We start from the raw sequence: 21,146 nt of genomic DNA, 5'->3' as shown, positions 1-21,146 counted from the left end.
TTAAACAAACAAAGATAGGTATTCGTTTTCATGTTGCCTAAATAATTTGTGACCAATAAGTAATTATGTAACGTTTATATTTTTATTACTGATATTAAAATGTTATATTTGTGATACTTGAAACATCCATGGTGAAACAACTTGCTAAAATAAATATATTATGAAAACGAAATTATTTTGCCTGATTTTAATTCTATGTGGTTGTTTGCCTGTTTCTGCACAACAGCATAGAAGATCTATGCCGAAGATTGATAAGAACGGAGTTTACTTCGTAGCCGAGAAAATGCCCGAGTTTCCGGGTGGACAAGATGCACTAATGAAATATTTGAGTATGAATGTTCGGTATCCTGCTGAAGCTCAAAAGAACGAAATTGGTGGTCGTGTGATTGTTCAGTTCATAGTAATGGAAGATGGGAGTATAACTCAGGAGAAGGTAGTAAGAGGGGTAGAAGAGTCATTAGATACCGAAGCGCTCCGTGTAGTAAGGCAAATGCCTAAATGGTCACCGGGAATGGAAAAAGGAGAACCGGTGAAAGTACGTTATAATATTCCTATCTTCTTTCGTATAACAGAAGGGAGTACTGCTCCTAAACCAAAACCGGAATTGGTGTTTCCTGTGGGACAGGAAGTGAAAAATACAACATTGGAAGGAGTGTGGCAGTCATGTTCGCTGAAAATGGTGGATGATAAATATCATGTAAGATTAGAACCCGTATTGAAAATATTGTCCTCTGATGGTATATTCATGAATGTCTTTACAGGTGATAATAAAGTTGGTGCAATGATTTCAGCCCAAGGAACTTATAACAAGGAATCGGATGATACTTATGTGGAATCGTTAGAGAAGTCAGCAATAAATCTTTTTAAAGAAGGCTCAAAAAATGCAATTACTTTTAATTTCCTGAATGATAATCTGGTGAAGTTCACGTTTGTAATTCCCGGAAGAGATGCGCTGTGGGAAGAATATTGGTTCAGAGTTCCTCTTCCTGAAATAAAGCTGATGGCAGAATAATTTAAATATGAATCGGAAGAATATGAAATGCATATGTTGGGTCGTCCCACATATGCATTTCGTATTATAAAGTATCTACCACTTCACCATATCCATTGGGTGTTCTTGCAGACAAGCCATGTACTTTTCAAGAATAGTAACCGGTTGATAAGAAAGTTTTGCTTTGCGTAACCCTTCAATTCCTAAATCTTCTTCCCGATTGATATAAATATATTGTTCAGGAATACGATTGGCAAATTCGTAATTGATCATTGCATATGCACCATCAATGTTTGTATCTGCCTTTTCTACATGTACTCCGAATGTTTCGTGATTGATTGGCATGCCAAAGGTGAAGGCAACTATTTTGCTATCTACATGTAGAATGCCACCGGTCAGGCCTAAGGCTTCAAAATTATGGAGCGCATAGATAAGAGCCCGACGTTCGTTGCCGGTTCCTTCCTGTTGGTCACAATTATTCGTTTTACACCATTCAGCTTCCAAATCTAAACATTCTTGAATACGGTCTGGAGTGATTGGCGCATATTCATAATTGGGATAAGTATTGCGGAATCGGTTGATGTGATTTCTTTTAGCCTGGAACTTCTTGCCTTTCAATGTGGCAAGATCACTTCTCAAATAAATATAATCGGCGTAGTCTCGATCTTCCGTAAAGATGAACTGTCCGGGTAGAATTTCTTCAAGATCAGCTCGCGTACAACTGCAAACTCCCAACATACAGAACTGTTGTTTTTCTTTTTGTGCATCCTCTATTAATTTCCAAAGAACAGCTTTCAAATCTCCTGTTCCTATGGGCATCATATAAGCCAGTTGCCCTTCGGCCCAGAATTTAAAAACCAGAAAGTTATCCACCACTGCAAATTGGGTGTCATATAAGAATCTCCAACTACAAAGATTAGAGAAGGAGAGATCGCAGTTCCGGCGATTGCTGTTCATCGTGAATGCGGTAATTGTGTTTTTATCAGCTAGCGTGATGTCTTTAAATGCAATCATGAGGTCGTTTTTTGAGTTTAACTTTAATATAACGGAAAATGGAACGATTTTGTTTTACAAGATTCCTAATAAATGAAGAATCGTTGGTGTTAATAAAGCTGTAAATATTCCATTTAATGTGAGTCCTAAACTCGCATAAGCTCCATATTTGCTACTGATATCCATAGCAGTGGAAGTTCCGACGGCATGAGCGGCTGTTCCCATCGATAGCCCTTGGGCAATCGGACTGCCAACATGCATGATTTTCATTGTTTTGAAACCGCATATGGCTCCAAGCAATCCCACTGCTACTACGACGGCAGCAGTTAATGAAGGAATACCACCAATTGTTTTGGTTACTTCCATTGCAATAGGAGTGGTTACGGATTTGGGAGCTAAGGAAAGAATCACTTCTTGAGAAGCTCCCATTAATTGGGCAATTAATACAACGGAAATTACTCCGACAATACAACCTGCCAGTTGGGAGAGAAGAATAGGTAATAATTGTTTTTTTATCATTTCTAATTGAAGATATAAAGGAACACCTAAAGCTACAACGGCAGGGCGTAACCAAAATTCAATGAGATGTCCTCCTTTGTTGTATGTTTCATAAGATACATTCGTCACCTTTAGAAAAATGATAAGAATCGCGATGGTAAGTAATATAGGGTTTAATAGTAATATTCCTGTTTTCTTCTGAAATATTTTGGTTAAAAAGAATATTCCGAAGGTAATAGCCAACAGGAAAAACTCATTTTCTAAAAAGCTCATTGATTTTTATGTGTTAAGTGGTTTTTTGATTTTCTAACAATCTGGTGAACCCATCCTGTGACGGAAAGAACAAGAATCGTGCTAACGATAGTGGCTACCATTATCGGCCAAAACTCTGCTGCGATCACATCAAAATACAACATTAATGCAACTCCGGGGGGAACGAAAAAGAATCCTAAATTTGCGACTAGGAAGTCGGATAATCCCTGTACCCATTGCAACTTAATCCAACCTATTTTTAAAAAGAGGGTGAGCAGCAGCATGCCTATGATGCTGGAAGGGAGTTTAATGCCCGTAAAATAAACGATTAATTCCCCCAAAGCCAAACAGCCAAATAAAATGGCGCACTGACGTATCATACTAATTACCTATTGATTATTTTGAAAACGGTGCAAAGGTAGGAAAAATAGAAGTACAGTGTTAAATATTATAATAATTTAGACTTGGGAATGAAAATAAGGCTGAATTGTAATGTGGATGTTGCAAAATTGAGTACTTTTGCGGCACTAAAGGCAAACAACTTGAAAGTTCAAAACATATTAGATATATAAATGCTTAATTTAATCAACCAAATTGTGGCGCGTGCGAAAGCCAACCGCCAACGTATCGTCTTCCGGAAGGAACAGAAGAACGTACACTAAAAGCTGCCAATCAGATTTTGACAGATGAAGTTGCTGATCTTATTTTATTGGGCAAGCCAGACGAAATCAATGAGTTGGCTGTAAAATGGGGATTGGGAAATGTCAATAAAGCTACCATTATTGATCCGGAGACTTCTCCAAAACATGAAGAGTATGCACAATTGCTGTGTGAACTTCGCAAGAAGAAAGGGATGACTATAGAAGAGGCTCGTAAATTGACGAGTGATCCTCTGTTTTATGGATGTTTGATGATTAAAAACGGTGATGCAGATGGGCAATTAGCAGGTGCACGCAACACAACTGGTAATGTATTGCGTCCGGCTTTGCAGATTATTAAGACAGCTCCGGGCATTACTTGTGTTTCGGGTGCTATGTTGCTCCTGACTCATGCTCCTGAATGTGGAAAGAATGGCATTCTGGTAATGGGAGACGTTGCTGTAACTCCAGTTCCTGATGCAAATCAATTGGCTCAGATTGCTATCTGTACAGCTCAGACTGCTAAAGCAGTGGCTGGTATAGAAGTTCCTAAAGTAGCTTTATTAAGTTTCTCTACGAAGGGTTCTGCGAAACATGAAGTAGTAGACAAAGTGATAGAAGCGACCAGGCTTGCTAAGGAAATGGCTCCTACATTAGAATTGGATGGTGAAATGCAGGCAGATGCTGCTTTAGTACCGGAAGTGGCTGCAAGCAAAGCTCCCGGATCATCGGTTGCCGGAGAAGCAAATGTATTGATAGTACCTAGTTTGGAAGTCGGTAATATTTCGTATAAGTTGGTTCAACGTTTGGGACATGCTGATGCTATCGGACCGATTCTTCAGGGCATTGCTCGTCCGGTGAACGATTTATCTCGTGGATGCTCTATCGAGGATGTATATCGTATGATTGCAATTACGGCTAATCAGGCTATTGCTGCAAAAGCTAACAAATAATCTTAATCATAAATCAACGAAAAAATGAAAATTCTGGTATTGAACTGTGGTAGTTCATCTATTAAATACAAATTATTTGATATGACCACTAAAGAGGTTATCGCTCAAGGTGGTATCGAAAAAATAGGTTTGAAAGGATCTTTCCTGAAATTGACTTTACCGAATGGTGAAAAGAAAATTCTGGAGAAGGACATTCCGGAACATACTGTAGGCGTAGAGTTTATCCTGAATACGTTGATTAATCCTGAATATGGAGCTATCAAATCTTTAGATGAGATCAATGCAGTAGGTCACCGTATGGTGCATGGAGGTGAACGTTTCAGTGAGTCTGTGTTACTGACAAAAGAAGTGCTGGATGCATTCGCTGCTTGTAATGATTTGGCTCCATTGCATAATCCTGCCAACCTGAAAGGTGTGAATGCTGTGGCTGCTATCCTGCCGAATATACCGCAGATTGGTGTATTCGATACAGCTTTCCATCAGACAATGCCTGACTATGCTTATATGTATGCGATTCCTTATGAACTATATGAGAAATATGGTGTACGCCGTTATGGTTTCCATGGAACTTCTCACCGTTACGTTTCTCAACGGGTGTGTGAATTTCTGGGAGTTAAACCGGATGGACTGAAAATCATTACTTGCCACATTGGTAACGGTGGTTCTATCGCTGCAATAAAAGATGGAAAATGTATAGATACTACGATGGGATTAACCCCGTTGGAAGGTTTGATGATGGGGACTCGTAGCGGTGATATTGATGCGGGTGCTGTTACTTTCATTATGGATAAGGAAGGACTGAATACAACTGGTGTTTCAAACTTGTTGAACAAGAAAAGCGGTGTATTAGGGATATCCGGAGTATCAAGTGATATGCGTGAATTGGATGCTGCTTGTAAAGCAGGAAATCCGAAAGCCCTTTTGGCAGAGAAGATGTATTATTACCGAATTAAAAAATATATTGGTGCTTATGCTGCTGCATTAGGTGGTGTAGATATCGTGTTGTTTACAGGCGGCGTGGGTGAGAATCAGTGTTCATGTCGTGAAGCTGTTTGTGAGAACTTGCAATTTATGGGTATCGAAATAGATAAGGCTGTGAATGCTAAAGTTCGTGGTGAAGAAGCTGTTATTTCTAGTTCTAATTCAAAAGTAAAAGTCGTTGTTATTCCGACAGACGAAGAATTGTTAATTGCATCAGATACAGTTGCTATTCTAGATAGATAACTGATAAATACTATTTGTCATAAAGAAAGGGATGGACTCTGTGTTGAGTTCATCCTTTTTCTCATCATTTAACTCAATAATCACATGAAATTGTCATTCATGTATTTGTTTTATCCTTGCATCACTTTCCTCAGTCATATGAAATGTTTTCTCGATGAAAGGAACATGAATGAGGTTGAGGTAAAAGAGACTTAGGTTAATTTTTCTTGATATTCAGGCGGATGTAGTTGGGGTAATGATCGGAAAGTGCATTCGTTGTCTTTTCACGAAGTATATCCGAATAGGTACAATTATTCGCCAGATTATTGTTCAACATAATATAATCATATCTACATCCCTTATTTTCCGGGAACTCGGTGGTGCTGACCGGAATACTTTGTTTGAAGTGACCATTACTGTACAGTGTAAAGGCATCCTTGAAACCATTTTCCAGCAAGAAATCCGTTACTTCATAGCTGAGAGCAACAGTTGGAGAGAATTTCAGTCTTTCCGTTTCGAATTTCGGGCTATAGGCTTTTGCGTCATAAGCATTGTAAGAGTTAAAGTCTCCTGCTACCAATACTTTTGCGTTTGCTGGTAGCTGCTTAAGCTTTTCATCCACAATGTTTGTGATTTCAGCAATACGATCTTTTAGCTCAAATGGTGAGAGATGGATAACGAATATGTCTATTCTCTGACATTTGGCATGGATAAATTCATGGTAGGTATATATGTTGGGATCGCTGCCTCTAAGAATCTTTTTAACATCAGTAATAGGATATGTGCTACTAAGAAAGTGAATGAGTCTAATATGAGAGGAGAAATGAATGAGTATATGCTTTACCTGCCTCTTTATGATGGAGTGACGGAACTGAAAATAGGAGTAGATGAAAAAGCTGAAATGAAGCAGCCGCAGATTGAATCTCCCGTAACAGACCGTCCGGTTATTTGCTATGGTACTAGTATAACTCAGGGAGGATGTGCTAGGCGTCCGGGAATGGTTTACACAAATATTCTTTCTCGTATGTTGAATCGCGAAGTAGTAAATCTGGGATTTAGTGGATATGGACATTTGGAATATGAGATTGTAGCGTTGATGACACTTAGAAATCCTTCTGTTATCGTGATGGATTTTATTCCGAATGTTAGTGCTGCTATGTTGCGTGAACGTTTTGATTAATTTATGGATATAATTGAGAGTAAAATACCCGGAGTACAAATCTTATTTATTGAACATGTTCCTTTTCCTTTGACAGAGTTTGATCTAAAGAAAGGTAAATGGGTAGACGAAAGTAATGAAGCGTTGCGCGAAGCAGTTCAGAAATTAAAAAAGAAAGGTTATAAGAATTTTCATTATTTGAAAGCAGATGGTTTGATAGGAGAAGATGGAGAAAGTACCGTTGATGGTGAGCATTTTACAGACTTAGGTTTTTATCGGTTTGCCGAAGGGGTATATCCTATGGTAAAGAAACTGATAAAACGTGCTGAAAGATAGTGCCTATAATTTTGATAAACAGATTTCTAGGATTAAGGTAATCATCTGCAAGCTGCTGCTATAAAAACTCTGAAAAAGTTTATGGGGGAGCCGTAAGGCAATGGCAGACAGCCGCAGATGATACTTGTGATAAGTCAGAATTTATCGTTTAATAGTTGAAATATATTGCTCATATAATGTTTGGTAACAACTAACCAAATCCTTAACGTCCGGATATTGGGATTCGTACATGAATGGACCTTTATAGTTGACTTCATTAAGTGCAGAAAGTATATCTATCCAATTATTTTCTCCTTTGCCTGAACAGGGAAAATAATGACACTCTTTCTTCCCATCACCATCAGAAACATGTACAGACTTTAATCGTTTCCCTAAAGCGCGAATCAATTTTTCCGGGTTCTTGATGTGGTTCATATCAACGGCTGCATAAATATTTTTAGGAAGGCGATTCATAATTGTCATCATTTCGTCTACTGTTCTGCAAAGTGGGCGTTCTCGGTTTTTGTCTCTTAAAAGTTCGTATCCTAACATATTCTCGATTACCATTTTAGCTCCGATCTTTTTAACTTCCTTATTCAGTTCGATGGCAGACTGGATCATTTGATTCATTCTGACCCCTCTTTCGTTCAGTCCAAGGTAAAAGCTAGGGTGAAAAAGAATAATTTTAGGCTTTAATATCCGGCAATATTTTAAGACAGACTTATGATATTCAACAACACTTTTTCGTTCATTCTCATCTGCTTTAGACAAATCCCCATCATTTCCGAAAGGCATGTGGATAGACCATATTTGAATGCCGGCTTCATCGGCGATTGCTTTGGCTGCTTTGACACGACGGATGATTTCTTCTTCGCTATATTTCCCCTTTTCTACTATAGCATTGAGTGATGTCTCAATACAAGTAATACCGACTGCTTTTGCATATTTCATTTTTTCAGCCGTGATACCGTTAATTCCTACGGAGTAACCAACTTTTAAAGGTTGGGGAACTTGTTTTGATTTGGACTGAGTACTTTCGGATATTAAAAGTAAACAGAATAATAGCAATGTTTGCAAATAAATCTTTTGTTTCATAGTTATATTGATTTGTTTATACAATATGGACGAAAGGAAAAATCGACTATTCATAATTATTGTTTTATTAAAAAGTAACAAGTCTATCATCTGTTAGTTTCACATTTAGACGACTATAAAAGTCGTCTAAATGTAATTTTAGAAGGATTATTCTTCTGGTGAAGAATTTGAATGGTAGATTTAATAAAATCAGCGTCTTCGCATGTATATATATTCACAAACTGTTGTGGATTACGATCTATGAGAGGAAACCAGGTACTTTGTATTTGTACGACAAGTCGATGTCCCTTTTGGAATGTATGGGCAATATCCGGCATTGTGAAACGTACTTTTGTTGGTTGTCCCGGAACGAAGGCTTCCGGATGTTCAAAGCTGTTTCTGTATCTTCCACGCATGACTTCTCCGCGTACTAACATTTGATAACCGTTCATCAAATAACGGTATCCGCTTCCTTTTCCATCCTTTTGATCGTTGTATGCAAAATCTTCAGGAAATTCGTCGATGACTTTGACGACAAAGTCTGCATCTGTTGTAGTTACAGTTACTTCTAGTTCTACTTCCACTTCACCACCAACTGTCAGAGGCTGTTCCAATGTTTCAGTTTTGAAACAGAGTACGTCAGGACGACGTTCGGCAAAGCGTTGGTCGTCGGTCATATATTCTTTAGCCCGGGCGTATGTTGTTTTGTCCGTATAAGGGACTGGTTTCGCAGGATCGGAAACATATTCCGAATAAGAAATCGTTTTATTGGGAGTATTGGTACTAAGAGTTCCTTTTTCATCTAAATAATAAGATACTGCCTGTGCTTTTTTGTCTGGCCAGGATTCAAATTCTTTCCATTGGTTTTCTCCGGAGAAGAATATATTAGCTTTGCGTGAATCGGTTATTGGAGTCCCTTTCCCATTCAGATAATATTGTAAAAAAGGATATTCTATCTGCTCCTGATAATAAGGTACATTTTTTGAACCGAAGCGGATATTACCTAGATAACTACCGTCGTTCCCTCCCCAGGCACCATGATACCATGGACCTACAATTAAATGCAAGTCAGTATCCGGGCTTTGTTTATGAATAGCTTTGTATAATTCCCAGGCACCGTAGCAATCTTCAGCATCAAACAATCCTCCTACAACTAATATAGCCGGTCGAATATTGTAGCAGGAACGACGTGTGTCTCTTTGTTGCCACCAACTGTCATAATTAGGATGAGCCATTAAGTCATTCCAATAAGCAATACTATCACCTAAAAGGCGAGTGAGATTTTTCAATGCGCCTGCTTTCAGGAAGAAAGAATATTCATCTGTTTGATAATAAGGTTTTGCCGGAGTACTTACTTCAGTTGGTACGGGGCGAGGGCGATTCATAGAAGCTGCAAATCGAAAACCGTCACAAAGCATGAAAGCACCATTGTGGTGGTAATCATCCCCTAAAAACCAGTCTGTAACCGGTGCTTGTGGGACAGCAGCTTTGATCGCAGGATGTGCGCTCAATGCTCCCATGATTGAATAGAAACCAGCATAGGATGAACCGATGATTCCAACATTTCCGTTATTTTTCTTGGTATGTTGCAGAAGCCATTCAGTGGTGTCGTATACATCACTTGCTTCGTCAATGTCTTTTTTCTTTTTCTTATTGATAATAAAAGGACGTATATTTACGAATTCTCCTTCACTTTTCCAGCGTCCACGTACATCTTGAATAACAAAGATATATTTTTCCCGCGCATAATTTTGCCAGGAACCCCAGAGGCGACTATTCATTTTCTTTCCATAAGGAGAAGCTTTGTACGGAGTGCGGGTGAGCAGGATAGGAGATGGCTTTTCTTGATGAACAGGTTCGTAAATTGCAGTATACAGATGTATACCATCCCGCATTGGTATCATTTCCTCTCTTTTGGTGTAGTTTTCTTTTATCCATGCTTCAGTTATCTCCTGTGCCGACAAGCAATTCCCAATAAAAAAGAGATAAAGAAGTGGAACAAAGCAGAAAACTTTGCTCCACTTATTAATATAATAAGTCATTGTGTTTTTCAAATAGAAAGTAAAGAGTTATACGATCATCAGCTCTATACCCATCTCTTCAATGGATTGAGCCATAGATTTAGATATACCGGAGTCAGTTATAATAACGTCTATCCGGTCCAGATTACAGATCTTACCGAAACCTCTACGTCCGAATTTGGAGGAATCTGCAAGAATGATTGTACGGAGAGAAGCTTCGATCATTTTTTTATTAAGAATTGCTTCTTCTATGTTTGAATTGGTGATACCATATTCCAGATCAATGCCGTCTACTCCCAGGAAAAGTTTAGAACAAGTGATTTGTTCAAAGAATTGTGAAGTATAATCACCTATAACGGAGAATGAGTTTTTTCGAACAGTTCCTCCTAGCTGTATGACTTCGATGTTATTGACGGCGTTTAATAATAATGCCGTTTTAAGAGAAGCTGTCACTACTGTCAAATGGCTGGTCGGTACAATTTGCTCAGCGAACATATGTACTGTAGATCCCGAAGCGATAATGATAGAATCATTTTCTTCGACTAATTTAGCCGCTTCAATTGCGATTCTTTTCTTTTCGTCTTTCCGTAGTTTCTCTTTTTCCTGAACATCTATGTCAGAAGTCAGCGGATTAATAGGACTTGCACTTCCGTGAGTGCGGTACAATAGCTTCTTTTCTTCCAGATATTTTAGATCCTTACGGATAGTAACTGGAGTTACATCCAGCTCCTTGGCGATGTCAATCACTTTGATGAAGCCATTCTTGGCTAAACTTTCAAGAATATACTTGTGTCTTTCTGCTATACTTGTCATACTCTCATATTTTTTCTTACAAAGATATATTAAATATTGATATGTGGCAAATGAAAGTCGGAAAAGTTTCATTATATAATGAAAATAGTTGTTTTAGTTAAGGGAATATCTCGTAAAAGAAAAATAAATTGCATATTTTATTGCATTGTATTTCTTTTTATGTATATTTGCGGCAATGTATGATGATAAAGAAAAGAAAACGAAAAGTAAAGAGCGGTAAATTGTTAGTTTTCTTTAGAGGTACGGAAGGAGATGGTTGTTGCTTTGATAAAGAAGCATAAAGCAGGTGAATATGTCATGCAAACTGTTTATGCTGGAGCTATGGCAGAATATGATTGCTTGTGTGAGACCTGTTATCACTCCGGAAAATCAGAAGGTATGTGAAATTCTTCGTGCGCGTGGAGTGCATTGTATGATTAGTGTGGCTTCGACACATGATAAAGTGAAGACGAAGGAAGAACGCGCAGCGAAATATAAAGAAAAGATTAATAAACGACCGGATGTTATAGAATCTGATATACTAACTGAGGTATGAAAGGTTTTACAATCGGGTAAGTAAATTTTGATACTGTGAAAATGTCAAGAGTAGAAGAAGCTTTGAAGGCTGCGAATGAGACACGTGCCCTTCGTATAGGCAATGGAATATTAGAAGAAGTTGCCGAATTATTTAAAGAACAGTTTCCGGGAAAGAAAGCGGTTGTAGTCGCTGATGAAACAACCTATCGAATTGCCGGTAAAAGAGTGGAAGAAGAATTGAAACAAGCAAACATAGAAACTCTTCCTTCCTTTATCTTTACGGATTCTGATTTATATGCAGAGTATTCATATATAGATCAGTTGGTGGATTCATTGAAACAACATGCTGCTATTCCAGTAGCTGTAGGTTCCGGTACAATTAATGATTTGACAAAGTTATCATCTCATCTTACGGGAAGAAGATATATGTGTGTGGCAACAGCTGCATCCATGGATGGATATACCGCTTTTGGTGCATCTATAACAGCAGATGGTGCGAAGCAGACCTTCAGCTGTCCTGCGCCACAGGCTGTTTTGGCGGATACATCGATTATAAGTAAGGCACCCGGTCCTATGACAGCTTCCGGATATGCGGACTTGTTTGCAAAGGTTACTGCCGGTGCAGACTGGATTTTGGCAGACGCGTTAGGAGTGGAAGTTATTGATAAAAAGGCATGGTCTATCGTTCAGGATGGTTTGCATGATGCTTTATCCTCTCCTAAAGAGGCGGCTGAAGGGGAAGAAACAGCGATTTCTCAACTGATTGAAGGGTTGATGTTAGGCGGTTTTGCTATGCAATGGTCGAAATCGAGTCGTCCGGCTTCAGGAGCCGAACATCAGTTCAGTCATCTTTGGAATATGGAACATCATCTGAATAATGGCGAGCATATTTCTCATGGCTTTCAAGTGAGTATAGGTATGTTAGCTATTACAGCGTTTTATGAACAAGTATTGCAGACTTCATTCGAACAGTTGGATGTAGATGCTTGCTGCGCAGCTTGGCCGGAACCTGAAATAGCAGATAAAACAGCCCTTGATATGTTTGTGGGTACTGACTTCCCGAATATCGGTTTACAAGAAACAAAAGCAAAATATGTGAATCGCGAACAGTTAAAAGTTCAGCTTTTACAATTGAAAGAAAACTGGCCGAAGATAAAAGAGCGTTTGTCCGGGCAACTCATTCCTTATAGTGAGGTTAAACAGAGACTTCAATTGGTGGGAGCGCCGACGGAGCCGGAAGAGATTGGTATAACAAGAAAGCGTTTGCGTGAGACATTTATTCGTGCACAATTTATTCGTCGCAGGTTTACTGTTCTTGATCTTGCTGTACGTACAGGGTATATGGAAGACTGGCTGGAAGGACTATTTAGTAAAGGTAAAATCTGGGAAATAACAGACTAAATACGAAAAAGATGGAACTACAAGGAATGGCGCCTGAAGTGGCAAAGAAATTTAAGTATTGGCAGACGCGGACCATTATTGCGAGTATGATAGGATATGCATTATTCTATTTTGTTCGCAAGAATCTTAGTATTGCCATGCCTGCTATGCAGGAGGATTTGGGTATTACAAAAGGAGATCTGGGACTATTTTTAACATTGCATGGCCTGTTGTATGGTGTGTCTAAGTTTGCGAATGGTTTTATAGGTGACCGAGTGAATGCCCGTTATTTTATGGTGACTGGTCTGGTACTTTCCGCTGCCTGTAATATCCTGTTCGGATTTAGTTCGGCAGTGCTAATGTTTGGAATCGTGTGGATGTTGAATGGTTGGTTTCAGGGAATGGGTTTTCCTCCTTGTGCCCGCTTGCTGACACATTGGATTCCTCCTACACAACTGGCTACCAAAATGTCCGTATGGAACACTTCGCACTCCATCGGTGCTGGGCTGGTGGTAATTGTCTGTGGCTATATTGTTAGCATGGGATGGCGTTGGTGTTTCTGGATTCCTTCTATTATAGCTTTGGTAGGTGCTGCCGGATTATGGTTTGCTTTACGCGATACTCCACGTTCGGTAGGTTTGCCGGAGTTAAATCAGAAAACGTCAGGTGATGAGAAAGAGGATACTTCTGCCGAGTTTAAACGATTTGTACGCAAGAAAGTTTTTGGTAATCCTGCTATTTGGGTATTGGCCATTGCTAACTTCTTTGTATATACAGTGCGTTATGCAGTACTCGATTGGGGACCGACCTTGTTGGGAGAATGGAAAGGAATTTCTATCCAGCACGCCGGATGGATGGTTGCAGCTTTTGAAATCTCCGGAATTGTAGGAATGCTTGTAGCCGGATGGGCAACCGACCGTTTCTTCGGTGGACGTGGTCCGCGGGTATGTGTCATTTGCATGGCATTAGCTACGGTCTTCATTGGTTTATTTTGGGGAGTACCTCATCCTCCGATGTGGTTAGCTGCTTTGTTGCTGGGAGCAGCCGGATTCTGTATTTACGGTCCACAGGCGTTGGTCGGTATTGCTGCGGCTAATATTGCAACGAAAAAAGCGGCGGCAACCGCTGTCGGATTTACCGGATTGTTCGGATATGCCAGTACGCTGGTTTCTGGCTGGGGATTAGGACTTCTGGCACAGCATTACGGTTGGGATTATGCAATCGGAGGATTAATTTTGATTGCTATTATGGGAACTTTGATATTTTTAGCTGCATGGTCAGCAAAAGCAAATGGGTATGATAACGATTGAAAATAAGGTAGAAGAGCCATTGAATATGGAGATGGCAACACGTTTAAAACAAATAAAACATATTGCGCTGGATATGGATGGCACAATCTACAATGGAAGTACGCTATTTCCTTTTACTGTCACCTTTTTGAATAAGATGAAGGAATTGGGAATTGGTTATTCATTTCTGACTAATAATCCTTCGCGCAGTACTGCTGATTATTTGTATCACCTGAAAGAAATGGGAATTGAGGCGACGGCTGATGAGTTTTATACTTCTGCGCAAGCGACTATTGATTATATACACACGCATCATCCGGAGTATAAGAGACTCTTTTTGCTGGGTACTCCAAGTATGATCCGGGAGTTTGAAGAAGCGGGCTTTATTTCTACATCAGATGATGCTGAAGATGAACCGGATGCAGTGGTAGTTAGTTTCGATATGTCATTGGTGTATTCAAGATTGTGTCGTGCGGCCTGGTGGGTGAGTCGGAAAAAGTTTTATATAGCAACCAATCCCGACCGGGTTTGTCCTACGGATAAACCGGTTGTACTAGTAGATTGTGGTTCCATTTGTTCTGCATTGGAATATGCTACGGGCCGTAAACCGGATGTGATAGTAGGCAAACCTGATCCGCGTATGTTACATGGAATTATGGAACGTCATGGATTGCGTGCCGAACAGATCGCTATGGTAGGAGACCGTATTTATACGGATATTTTGATGGCTAACAATGCCCAGGCTCTTGGTGTATTGGTATTGTCGGGAGAGACAACTTACGATACAGCCATATCTGTTCAGCCTGGTCCGGATTTAATCCTACGGGATTTGGCTGAACTTCAGGAATTAATTATATTTGCTCAAAATATAAGTTAGTGAATGCGAAAGTTAATTATTTGTGTCCTGCTATTTTTACTTGGTAGTGGTGAAGGTAGCATGTTGCGGGCGACAAAGTCGTCCGCAACAGTTTTTTTGAAAGCTTTGCAGATGAATATCTGGAAGGGAGGTTCCGGAGTGGAAGGTGCTGTCGATATGATTGCGGATGAAATCATTCATTCGGGTGCAGACGTTGTATTTCTCAATGAATTGAGTGATTACAAGGGCGAGAATTTTATTCTTTATATGATAAAAGAGTTGAAGCAACGTGGACATACGTTTTATGGAACGGAGACATCATTGTCTGTAGGTATATTAACTCGTTATCCGATTGAAGAACAACGGATTGTTTGTCCTCCCGGAAAGGGAAGCAATGGAGCCGTTGTGCGTGTACTGTTATCAGTTGCCGGGAGAAAAGTAGCTGCCTATGCTACACACTTAGATTATCGTCATTACGCTTGTTATATGCCTCGTGGTTATAACGGGAGCACATGGAAAAAGATGGATGCTCCGGTGACCGATGAAGCAACTGTTTTGGAGATGAACCGAAAAGCTTATCGTGAAGAAACAATTGCTGATTTTCTGCAGAAAGTACAGCCGGATATCGAACAAGGTTATGCTGTATTGCTAGGAGGGGACTTTAACGAACCTTCTCATTTGGATTGGCAAAACGATACGAAAGACTTATGGAACCATAATGGAGCCGTAGTGAATTGGGATTGTTCCAGATTGCTTTATGAGGGAGGATTTAAAGATGCCTATCGGGTGGTTCATCCTAATCCTGTTACTCATCCGGGTTTTACATTTCCAGCCGGTAATAAAGCCGTCTCGGTGGATAAACTGACATGGGCTCCTGAAGCCGACGAACGTGACCGGATCGATTTTATTTATTATTATCCTACCACTTTTATGACTCCTGAAAAAGCTTGGGTAGTTGGACCTGAATATTCTGTAATAAAGAGTGAGATCAGGAAAGAGAAAACTCGTGACCGTTTTCTTCGTCCGAAGGGTGGGTGGCCGACCGATCATAAAGCGGTAATGGTTTCTTTTAAGTTGAAACCGGATTTGAATGCTGGCAAAGAGAAAACAAAAACTAAACCTCTTACAGCAGGGGCTACTACTTTTAAAGCTAACTATTTCGATAAGTTATCTGCTCCTCTTTCCAATGGATTGCTTTATAGCAAAGCGGTGTACTTAAAGCGAAATAGAATTATTCAGTGTATGGATGTGGCTACAAACGGAGAAATTTATTATGTACAGATTGCCGGAACAGACGAACATCAGCTGAATGTACTGAAAGCTGCTCCTAATGTAACAAAACCGACGAACTATATGGTGCTAGAATATTTCGGACATGGAACCAATATGGCTATTGAAGAAACGGACGGAGAAACCTATGTTTGGATAGGAAGTCATGGGAATAAGGGAAAGGATGGGGCATATGGAGGTTCTCAAACTGTTTCTCGTGTAAAATATGAACCGGGGAAGAAAGTACAATTGGCAGGCGGCGATATCTTTCATTTGAAAGGAACACGTAACATACATCCTGCTGTGAATCCCGGAAAAGATTTGTTAGGTGTGCAATACTCTAAAAATATATCGGGGGTTAATACACGTTTCTTTGTGATATACCGGTTGAGTGAAGCAATGAAACTACCTTTGACAGATGTTAAACTGAGTTCTTTGAAATATGGAGGAGAGCTTTCGGGAGATGTACCTGAAACTTCGATGGAATTAACTGTCAGAGCTAAAGAGTTGTCTCAACTTCAACCATTATATGAGATTTCTGTGCCCGATGGAGAACTTTATTTTCAAGGATATGATATAGACGATCAGTTTGTTTATTATTATGAAGGTATAGGTAATGATAATAAAGTGGATACTCCTTCAAGAGCTTGTGTGAGGGTTTATGATAAAAACGGGCAGTTGTGTGGACAGAGGAAAGTGGCAGCTATCGCAGATGTAAATAAACTCAAAGAACTAGGTCTTGCAGATAGAGGGTACATGGAGGCAGAAGGAATCAAGATTAAAGGAGATGTGATGTATATAGGTTTTGCTTCTAGAAAAATGAATGGTAAGTCGGACGAGCGTTTGGCTAATGTTTTGAGATACACCAATGACTGACTAAAGAAATGCCTCTCAGATCATCATGCGATATGATTTGAGGGATTTTGCTTGTATAACTTTCTTCTATTCCGTTTTTTTATTTTAATTTGCAATCTGAATCTAAAGTGAGGCAAATCATTATGCGTTATTCTGTTATTGTTCCTGTTTACAATCGTCCTGATGAGGTGGATGAATTACTTGAAAGTCTTACCAGACAGCATTTTAAAGATTTTGAAGTGTTGATTGTAGAAGACGGATCTTCCATCCCTTGTAAAGAGGTAGTAGAGCGTTACGCAGACCGATTGAAGATTAGTTACTTCTTTAAATTTAATTCTGGACCGGGGCAGACGCGCAACTATGGTGCGGGGCATAGCGAAGGCGATTATCTTATTATATTAGATTCGGATGTTATTTTACCCGAAGGGTATTTCGAAGCAGTGGAGAAGGAACTCCAGACTTCTCCTGCCGATGCATTTGGCGGTCCCGATCGTGCGCACGATTCATTTACGGATATTCAAAAAGCGATTAATTATTCGATGACCTCTTTCTTCACGACGGGTGGTATTCGTGGTGGAAAAAAGAAAATGGATAAGTTTTATCCTCGTAGTTTCAATATGGGTGTTCGTCGTGAAGTGTACGAAACTTTGGGTGGCTTTTCTAAGATGCGTTTTGGTGAAGATATTGACTTTAGTATTCGAATCTTTCGAGGAGGATACATTTGCCGTCTCTTTCCTGATGCCTGGGTATATCATAAACGTCGTACTGATCTGAAGAAATTCTTTAAGCAAGTTTGCAACTCAGGGATTGCCCGCATTAATCTTTATAAAAAATATCCTGATTCACTGAAACTAGTGCATTTGTTGCCGGCTGTGTTTACATTAGGTGTGGCTCTATTATTGCTTGGTACTCCTTTTTGTCTGTTTAGTTTTATCCCGATTATGATTTATGCATTCTTAGTATGTATCGATTCTACCATTCAAAACCAGAGTTTTAAAATCGGTATATATTCTATAGCTGCTGCTTTTATTCAGTTAATAGGATATGGTACCGGATTTTGGTATGCGTGGTGGCAGCGTTGCATTCGAGGAAAAGATGAAGTTGAGGCTTTCCGTAAGAACTTCTACAAATAAGTCCAACTCTCCCATAGAGATTTTTTTCATAATTTACCGTCACCATCACATAAATGAAGATAATGTATTAATTATAAGTGTATAAACATGTGATGGATAGGTGTGACGGCAGTGTGATGGAAAATTAGTCGTCACACTTTGTATCGTTTTGATATTACTTGTCTGCATTAGATATAAAACTAACATTGGTGGTTGTATTGTTCTTTAGTCAGTCGAGTTGTTTCTATTTCAATATAGCACTAAGATAGTTTCATACTGTGAAACCTTTTGTTTCACCCTATGAAACCAATAGTTTCATGCCTTGAAACCAATAGTTCCGTTCTATTGAAACTAATACTTTAAGCGGTTAGTATCTCCTATGAACCTAAAAAAAAGAGAGACACCTCACGTGCCCCTCTTCCGTTAATGAGAAATTCTATCTTATTTAATACTATTGGATATTATTTATGATGAACACCAATCGGTTGTTTATAATGGGGTGCATAATTCAGATTATAATATCTCCATCTTTCGAACTGTTGTTGCAACCTTTTGGTATAATCTTCCCAACTTCTGTTTTCTAAGAAAGTCCATCCAATCTCGGCCACTGCATTGGCGCGAGGATAAGTCATGTATTCTACCATTTCCGTAGTGCGTAGATATTCACTCCAAACATTGGCTTGTATGCCTTTAATATGTAAAGCCTCTTCAGGAGTCAGTTCATTCGGAATAGGATCGTAACTATATGTCCATTCTAAAGAAGCTACTCGGCCGTTACCTAAAGGAGCTATATCCATATTTGTCTGATAATGATCCAGATATACATGCGTATTGGGAGTCATTATCACAGGATGACCTGATTTGGCTGCTGTGATACCAGCTACAACGCCGCGCCATGACATCAGGGTAGCATTCGGTGCTATTCCACCTTCTAAGATTTCGTCCCAGCCAATCAGTTTCTTTCCGTTATCATTGAGGAATTTTTCCACTCTTCTGATTACATAACTTTGCAGTTCATGTTCATCCTTCAAATTTTCCGTTTTCATCTTAGCCTGACATTTTGGGCATGCCTTCCAACGGGTTTTAGGGCACTCATCGCCTCCGATATGTACATACTCGCAAGGGAACAGTTCGAATACCTCTTTTAATATATCCTCAATAAACGGATATATCTTTTCGTTTCCGGCACAAAGAACATCATCATAAATACCCCATCGGGTTCCTACTTCGTATGGACCTCCTGTACAACCCAATTCAGGGTATGTGGCCAGTGCAGCAAGCATATGACCCGGAAGATCGATCTCAGGAATAACAGTTACATACCTTTCTTTAGCGTATTGAACGATTTCTTTTATTTCCTTTTGGGTATAGAAACCTCCATAAGGTGTATTGTCGAATAGGAGGGGACCCTGAGCTGTATAACGGTTCTTTATCGTTTCTTTTCTTATCGAACCGATTTCCGTTAGTTTAGGATATTTTTTTATTTCGATTCTCCACCCCTGATCATCAGTTAGATGCCAATGGAAACGATTCATTTTCTGCATGGAAAGCAAATCAATATACTTTTTGATAAACTCTACCGGATACAGATGACGACCAACATCCAAATGAAGTCCGCGATATTCAAATCTGGGTACGTCTTTAATCTCTACAGCCGGTACATCCCAGGTACTATAATCTTCCCGTTGAGAAGAGTAAATTTGACTGGGGAGAAGTTGTAATAAGGTTTGGACGGCATAGAAAAAACCGGATGGTTCATTCGCTTCGATTTGTATATTCCGTTTGGTAGCGCGAAGCGAATAACCTTCTTTGCCAAGACCGGGGTCATTGGTCCGACTGAAGATGATGGTATTATTATCATCTTTGGTGGTTTTGGCAACGGGTAGTGTTAAGTTGGCAACTGTTCCTAATCGGTCAGTGAGGAAATGAAGAGGTTCTTTGGCTTTGGGGGTTCTTGCGATAATACGTGTTTGTTTGTCGATGGTGAACCATTCTTCATTTTTAATGGGGGTAATTGAGTTAGGTTGGGGGATAATGGATAATCTATTTGTAGGAATAGTACCTTCCAGATAAAGAGTACCCGGTATCCGGAAAGTGTATGTTAGTTGTTTACCGTCCGTAAGTCGTGTATTCTGTACTTTTGTAGAAATCAAATATTCATATTGGTCGATTGGATTTCCTGTAAAGTAGATGATTGTTTCTTTCTTCCCGTCCAAAGACAGGGTGTTTTGTTCGGTTTGCAATCCGTCTGTCTTTTTGATGGAAAGTGTATATGGAAGACTGCTTTTATTGGTGATGCTGACCATCAATTTACGATTGTTACTGATCAGTCTGGAGTGTATTTCTAAAGAATTATCGATGAGCTTTTTTATCCATTGAGGACTACCATAAAGCGTGTCGCAGGCATACTCAACAAAGCATTGGTCAATAATGGCGTTGCGGGTATAACCATCGCTGCGTTCACGAGCGAATACGAAGGTAGTGATTGGATGATTTTTATAGGGAACGATTGATTTGTATTTTGATAATGTATAGTTACTCAGGGGGATTATTCCTTTACCGTTTGCTTGCTCAACCAATGTACGGTCGTTGGCAGTATAGATAGCATTGAAACCTGATTGAAGTGCATCTTCTATCTGTTGTTTGTCTTTTATTTTAGTATTAAAGTCACACCTCATTAAAGTGAAATCCATCAATTCCGGGATGAGAAGCGGATTATCTTTGGTTTGCGCATTGGCATAGGGAGTGATCAATAAGCAATACATTATAAATAATAATATGCTTTTCCTGCTTGTACTTTTCATATATTAAACTTTTAATGATTGTATTTATTTTGTTTTCTTTCTGTTTGAGTTGCAAATATATTTAAAAAGAAAACAATATGAAATATTATCCTCTTTTATTTTTCTTTTTGTGATAATATTATATTCGTTAAACGAAAGAGAATAAAAAGTTATGT

At 39.3% G+C, this 21,146-nt stretch carries 16 protein-coding genes and 2 pseudogenes; 10 read left to right on the top strand and 8 right to left on the bottom strand.

The features are described 5' to 3' along the window. The first annotated feature begins 160 nt into the window (after positions 1-160). Complete coding sequence (locus JCM17102_RS03280) at positions 161-1,012, top strand: TonB family protein (RefSeq protein WP_025073971.1); 852 nt, start codon at positions 161-163, stop codon at positions 1,010-1,012. Positions 1,013-1,087: 75 nt separating this feature from the next. Here the strand turns inward: JCM17102_RS03280 and JCM17102_RS03275 are convergent, their stop codons facing one another. From JCM17102_RS03275 to JCM17102_RS03265, 3 genes are read right to left on the bottom strand one after another with little or no spacing between them, the layout of a single operon-like run. Continuing rightward, positions 1,088-2,005 carry a DUF2156 domain-containing protein gene (locus JCM17102_RS03275; RefSeq protein WP_025073970.1) on the bottom strand — a complete coding sequence of 306 codons (918 nt, stop codon included), beginning with the start codon at positions 2,003-2,005 and terminating at the stop codon, positions 1,088-1,090. 54 nt (positions 2,006-2,059) lie between these two features. Then, on the bottom strand, positions 2,060-2,755 hold the full coding sequence (locus tag JCM17102_RS03270; protein ID WP_025073969.1) for an LrgB family protein: 696 nt from the start codon (positions 2,753-2,755) through the stop codon (positions 2,060-2,062). Continuing rightward, positions 2,752-3,114, bottom strand: a complete 363-nt coding sequence (locus tag JCM17102_RS03265) for a CidA/LrgA family protein (protein WP_025073968.1) — start codon at positions 3,112-3,114, stop codon at positions 2,752-2,754. Before JCM17102_RS03265 ends, JCM17102_RS03270 begins: the two co-directional genes overlap by 4 nt. Before the next feature lie 192 nt (positions 3,115-3,306). Between JCM17102_RS03265 and pta the strand changes: the two are divergent. After that, a pseudogene (gene pta, locus JCM17102_RS25995) lies at positions 3,307-4,325 on the top strand (phosphate acetyltransferase). A gap of 24 nt (positions 4,326-4,349) precedes the next feature. Beyond that, the gene (locus JCM17102_RS03255; protein WP_025073967.1) at positions 4,350-5,549 is read left to right on the top strand and encodes an acetate kinase; all 1,200 of its coding nucleotides are present in this window, start codon (positions 4,350-4,352) and stop codon (positions 5,547-5,549) included. Positions 5,550-5,745: 196 nt separating this feature from the next. On the opposite strand, the gene JCM17102_RS03250 is transcribed toward JCM17102_RS03255, so the two are convergent. After that, on the bottom strand, positions 5,746-6,150 hold the full coding sequence (locus tag JCM17102_RS03250; RefSeq protein ID WP_025073966.1) for an exonuclease/endonuclease/phosphatase family protein: 405 nt from the start codon (positions 6,148-6,150) through the stop codon (positions 5,746-5,748). 48 nt (positions 6,151-6,198) lie between these two features. On the opposite strand from JCM17102_RS03250, the pseudogene JCM17102_RS31200 reads away from it, so the two are divergent. Further along, positions 6,199-7,023: pseudogene (locus tag JCM17102_RS31200) on the top strand (SGNH/GDSL hydrolase family protein). Positions 7,024-7,164: 141 nt separating this feature from the next. Here the strand turns inward: JCM17102_RS31200 and JCM17102_RS03240 are convergent. The 3 genes from JCM17102_RS03240 to JCM17102_RS03230 form a co-directional block, all read right to left on the bottom strand. Continuing rightward, entirely contained in the window at positions 7,165-8,097 is a 933-nt protein-coding gene (locus JCM17102_RS03240; protein ID WP_025073965.1) for a sugar phosphate isomerase/epimerase family protein, read from the bottom strand. Positions 8,098-8,210: 113 nt separating this feature from the next. Continuing rightward, positions 8,211-10,118: a CocE/NonD family hydrolase gene (locus JCM17102_RS03235; protein ID WP_025073964.1), complete on the bottom strand. Its 1,908-nt coding sequence runs from the start codon at positions 10,116-10,118 to the stop codon at positions 8,211-8,213. Between the two features lie 27 nt (positions 10,119-10,145). Next, complete coding sequence (locus JCM17102_RS03230; protein WP_025073963.1) at positions 10,146-10,910, bottom strand: DeoR/GlpR family DNA-binding transcription regulator; 765 nt, start codon at positions 10,908-10,910, stop codon at positions 10,146-10,148. A gap of 292 nt (positions 10,911-11,202) precedes the next feature. On the opposite strand from JCM17102_RS03230, the gene JCM17102_RS03225 reads away from it, so the two are divergent. The 6 genes from JCM17102_RS03225 (at position 11,203) to JCM17102_RS03195 (ending at position 18,208) form a co-directional block, all read left to right on the top strand. Beyond that, entirely contained in the window at positions 11,203-11,445 is a 243-nt protein-coding gene (locus tag JCM17102_RS03225; protein ID WP_025073962.1) for a hypothetical protein, read from the top strand. Positions 11,446-11,486: 41 nt separating this feature from the next. Further along, positions 11,487-12,827, top strand: coding sequence for a sn-glycerol-1-phosphate dehydrogenase (locus tag JCM17102_RS03220; protein WP_025073961.1), 1,341 nt, complete (start codon positions 11,487-11,489; stop codon positions 12,825-12,827). Positions 12,828-12,838: 11 nt separating this feature from the next. After that, positions 12,839-14,116 (top strand): MFS transporter, encoded by a 1,278-nt coding sequence (locus tag JCM17102_RS03215; protein WP_025073960.1) that lies wholly within the window; start codon positions 12,839-12,841, stop codon positions 14,114-14,116. A gap of 25 nt (positions 14,117-14,141) precedes the next feature. Next, the gene (locus JCM17102_RS03210) at positions 14,142-14,972 is read left to right on the top strand and encodes an HAD-IIA family hydrolase (protein WP_369897700.1); all 831 of its coding nucleotides are present in this window, start codon (positions 14,142-14,144) and stop codon (positions 14,970-14,972) included. Positions 14,973-14,975: 3 nt separating this feature from the next. Then, on the top strand, positions 14,976-17,096 hold the full coding sequence (locus JCM17102_RS32340; RefSeq protein ID WP_073349186.1) for an endonuclease/exonuclease/phosphatase family protein: 2,121 nt from the start codon (positions 14,976-14,978) through the stop codon (positions 17,094-17,096). 122 nt (positions 17,097-17,218) lie between these two features. Next, entirely contained in the window at positions 17,219-18,208 is a 990-nt protein-coding gene (locus JCM17102_RS03195) for a glycosyltransferase family 2 protein (protein ID WP_025073958.1), read from the top strand. 440 nt (positions 18,209-18,648) lie between these two features. Here the strand turns inward: JCM17102_RS03195 and JCM17102_RS21790 are convergent, their stop codons facing one another. Further along, positions 18,649-20,991: a beta-N-acetylhexosaminidase gene (locus JCM17102_RS21790; RefSeq protein ID WP_136498258.1), complete on the bottom strand. Its 2,343-nt coding sequence runs from the start codon at positions 20,989-20,991 to the stop codon at positions 18,649-18,651. Positions 20,992-21,146 lie beyond the last annotated feature (155 nt).

It is taken from the genome of Bacteroides faecichinchillae JCM 17102, from assembly GCF_000614145.1.
GTDB classification, from domain to species: Bacteria; Bacteroidota; Bacteroidia; order Bacteroidales; family Bacteroidaceae; genus Bacteroides; species Bacteroides faecichinchillae.
Note: the sequence above shows the minus strand (reverse complement) of the source record. Positions and strands in the feature narration are given on the sequence as shown.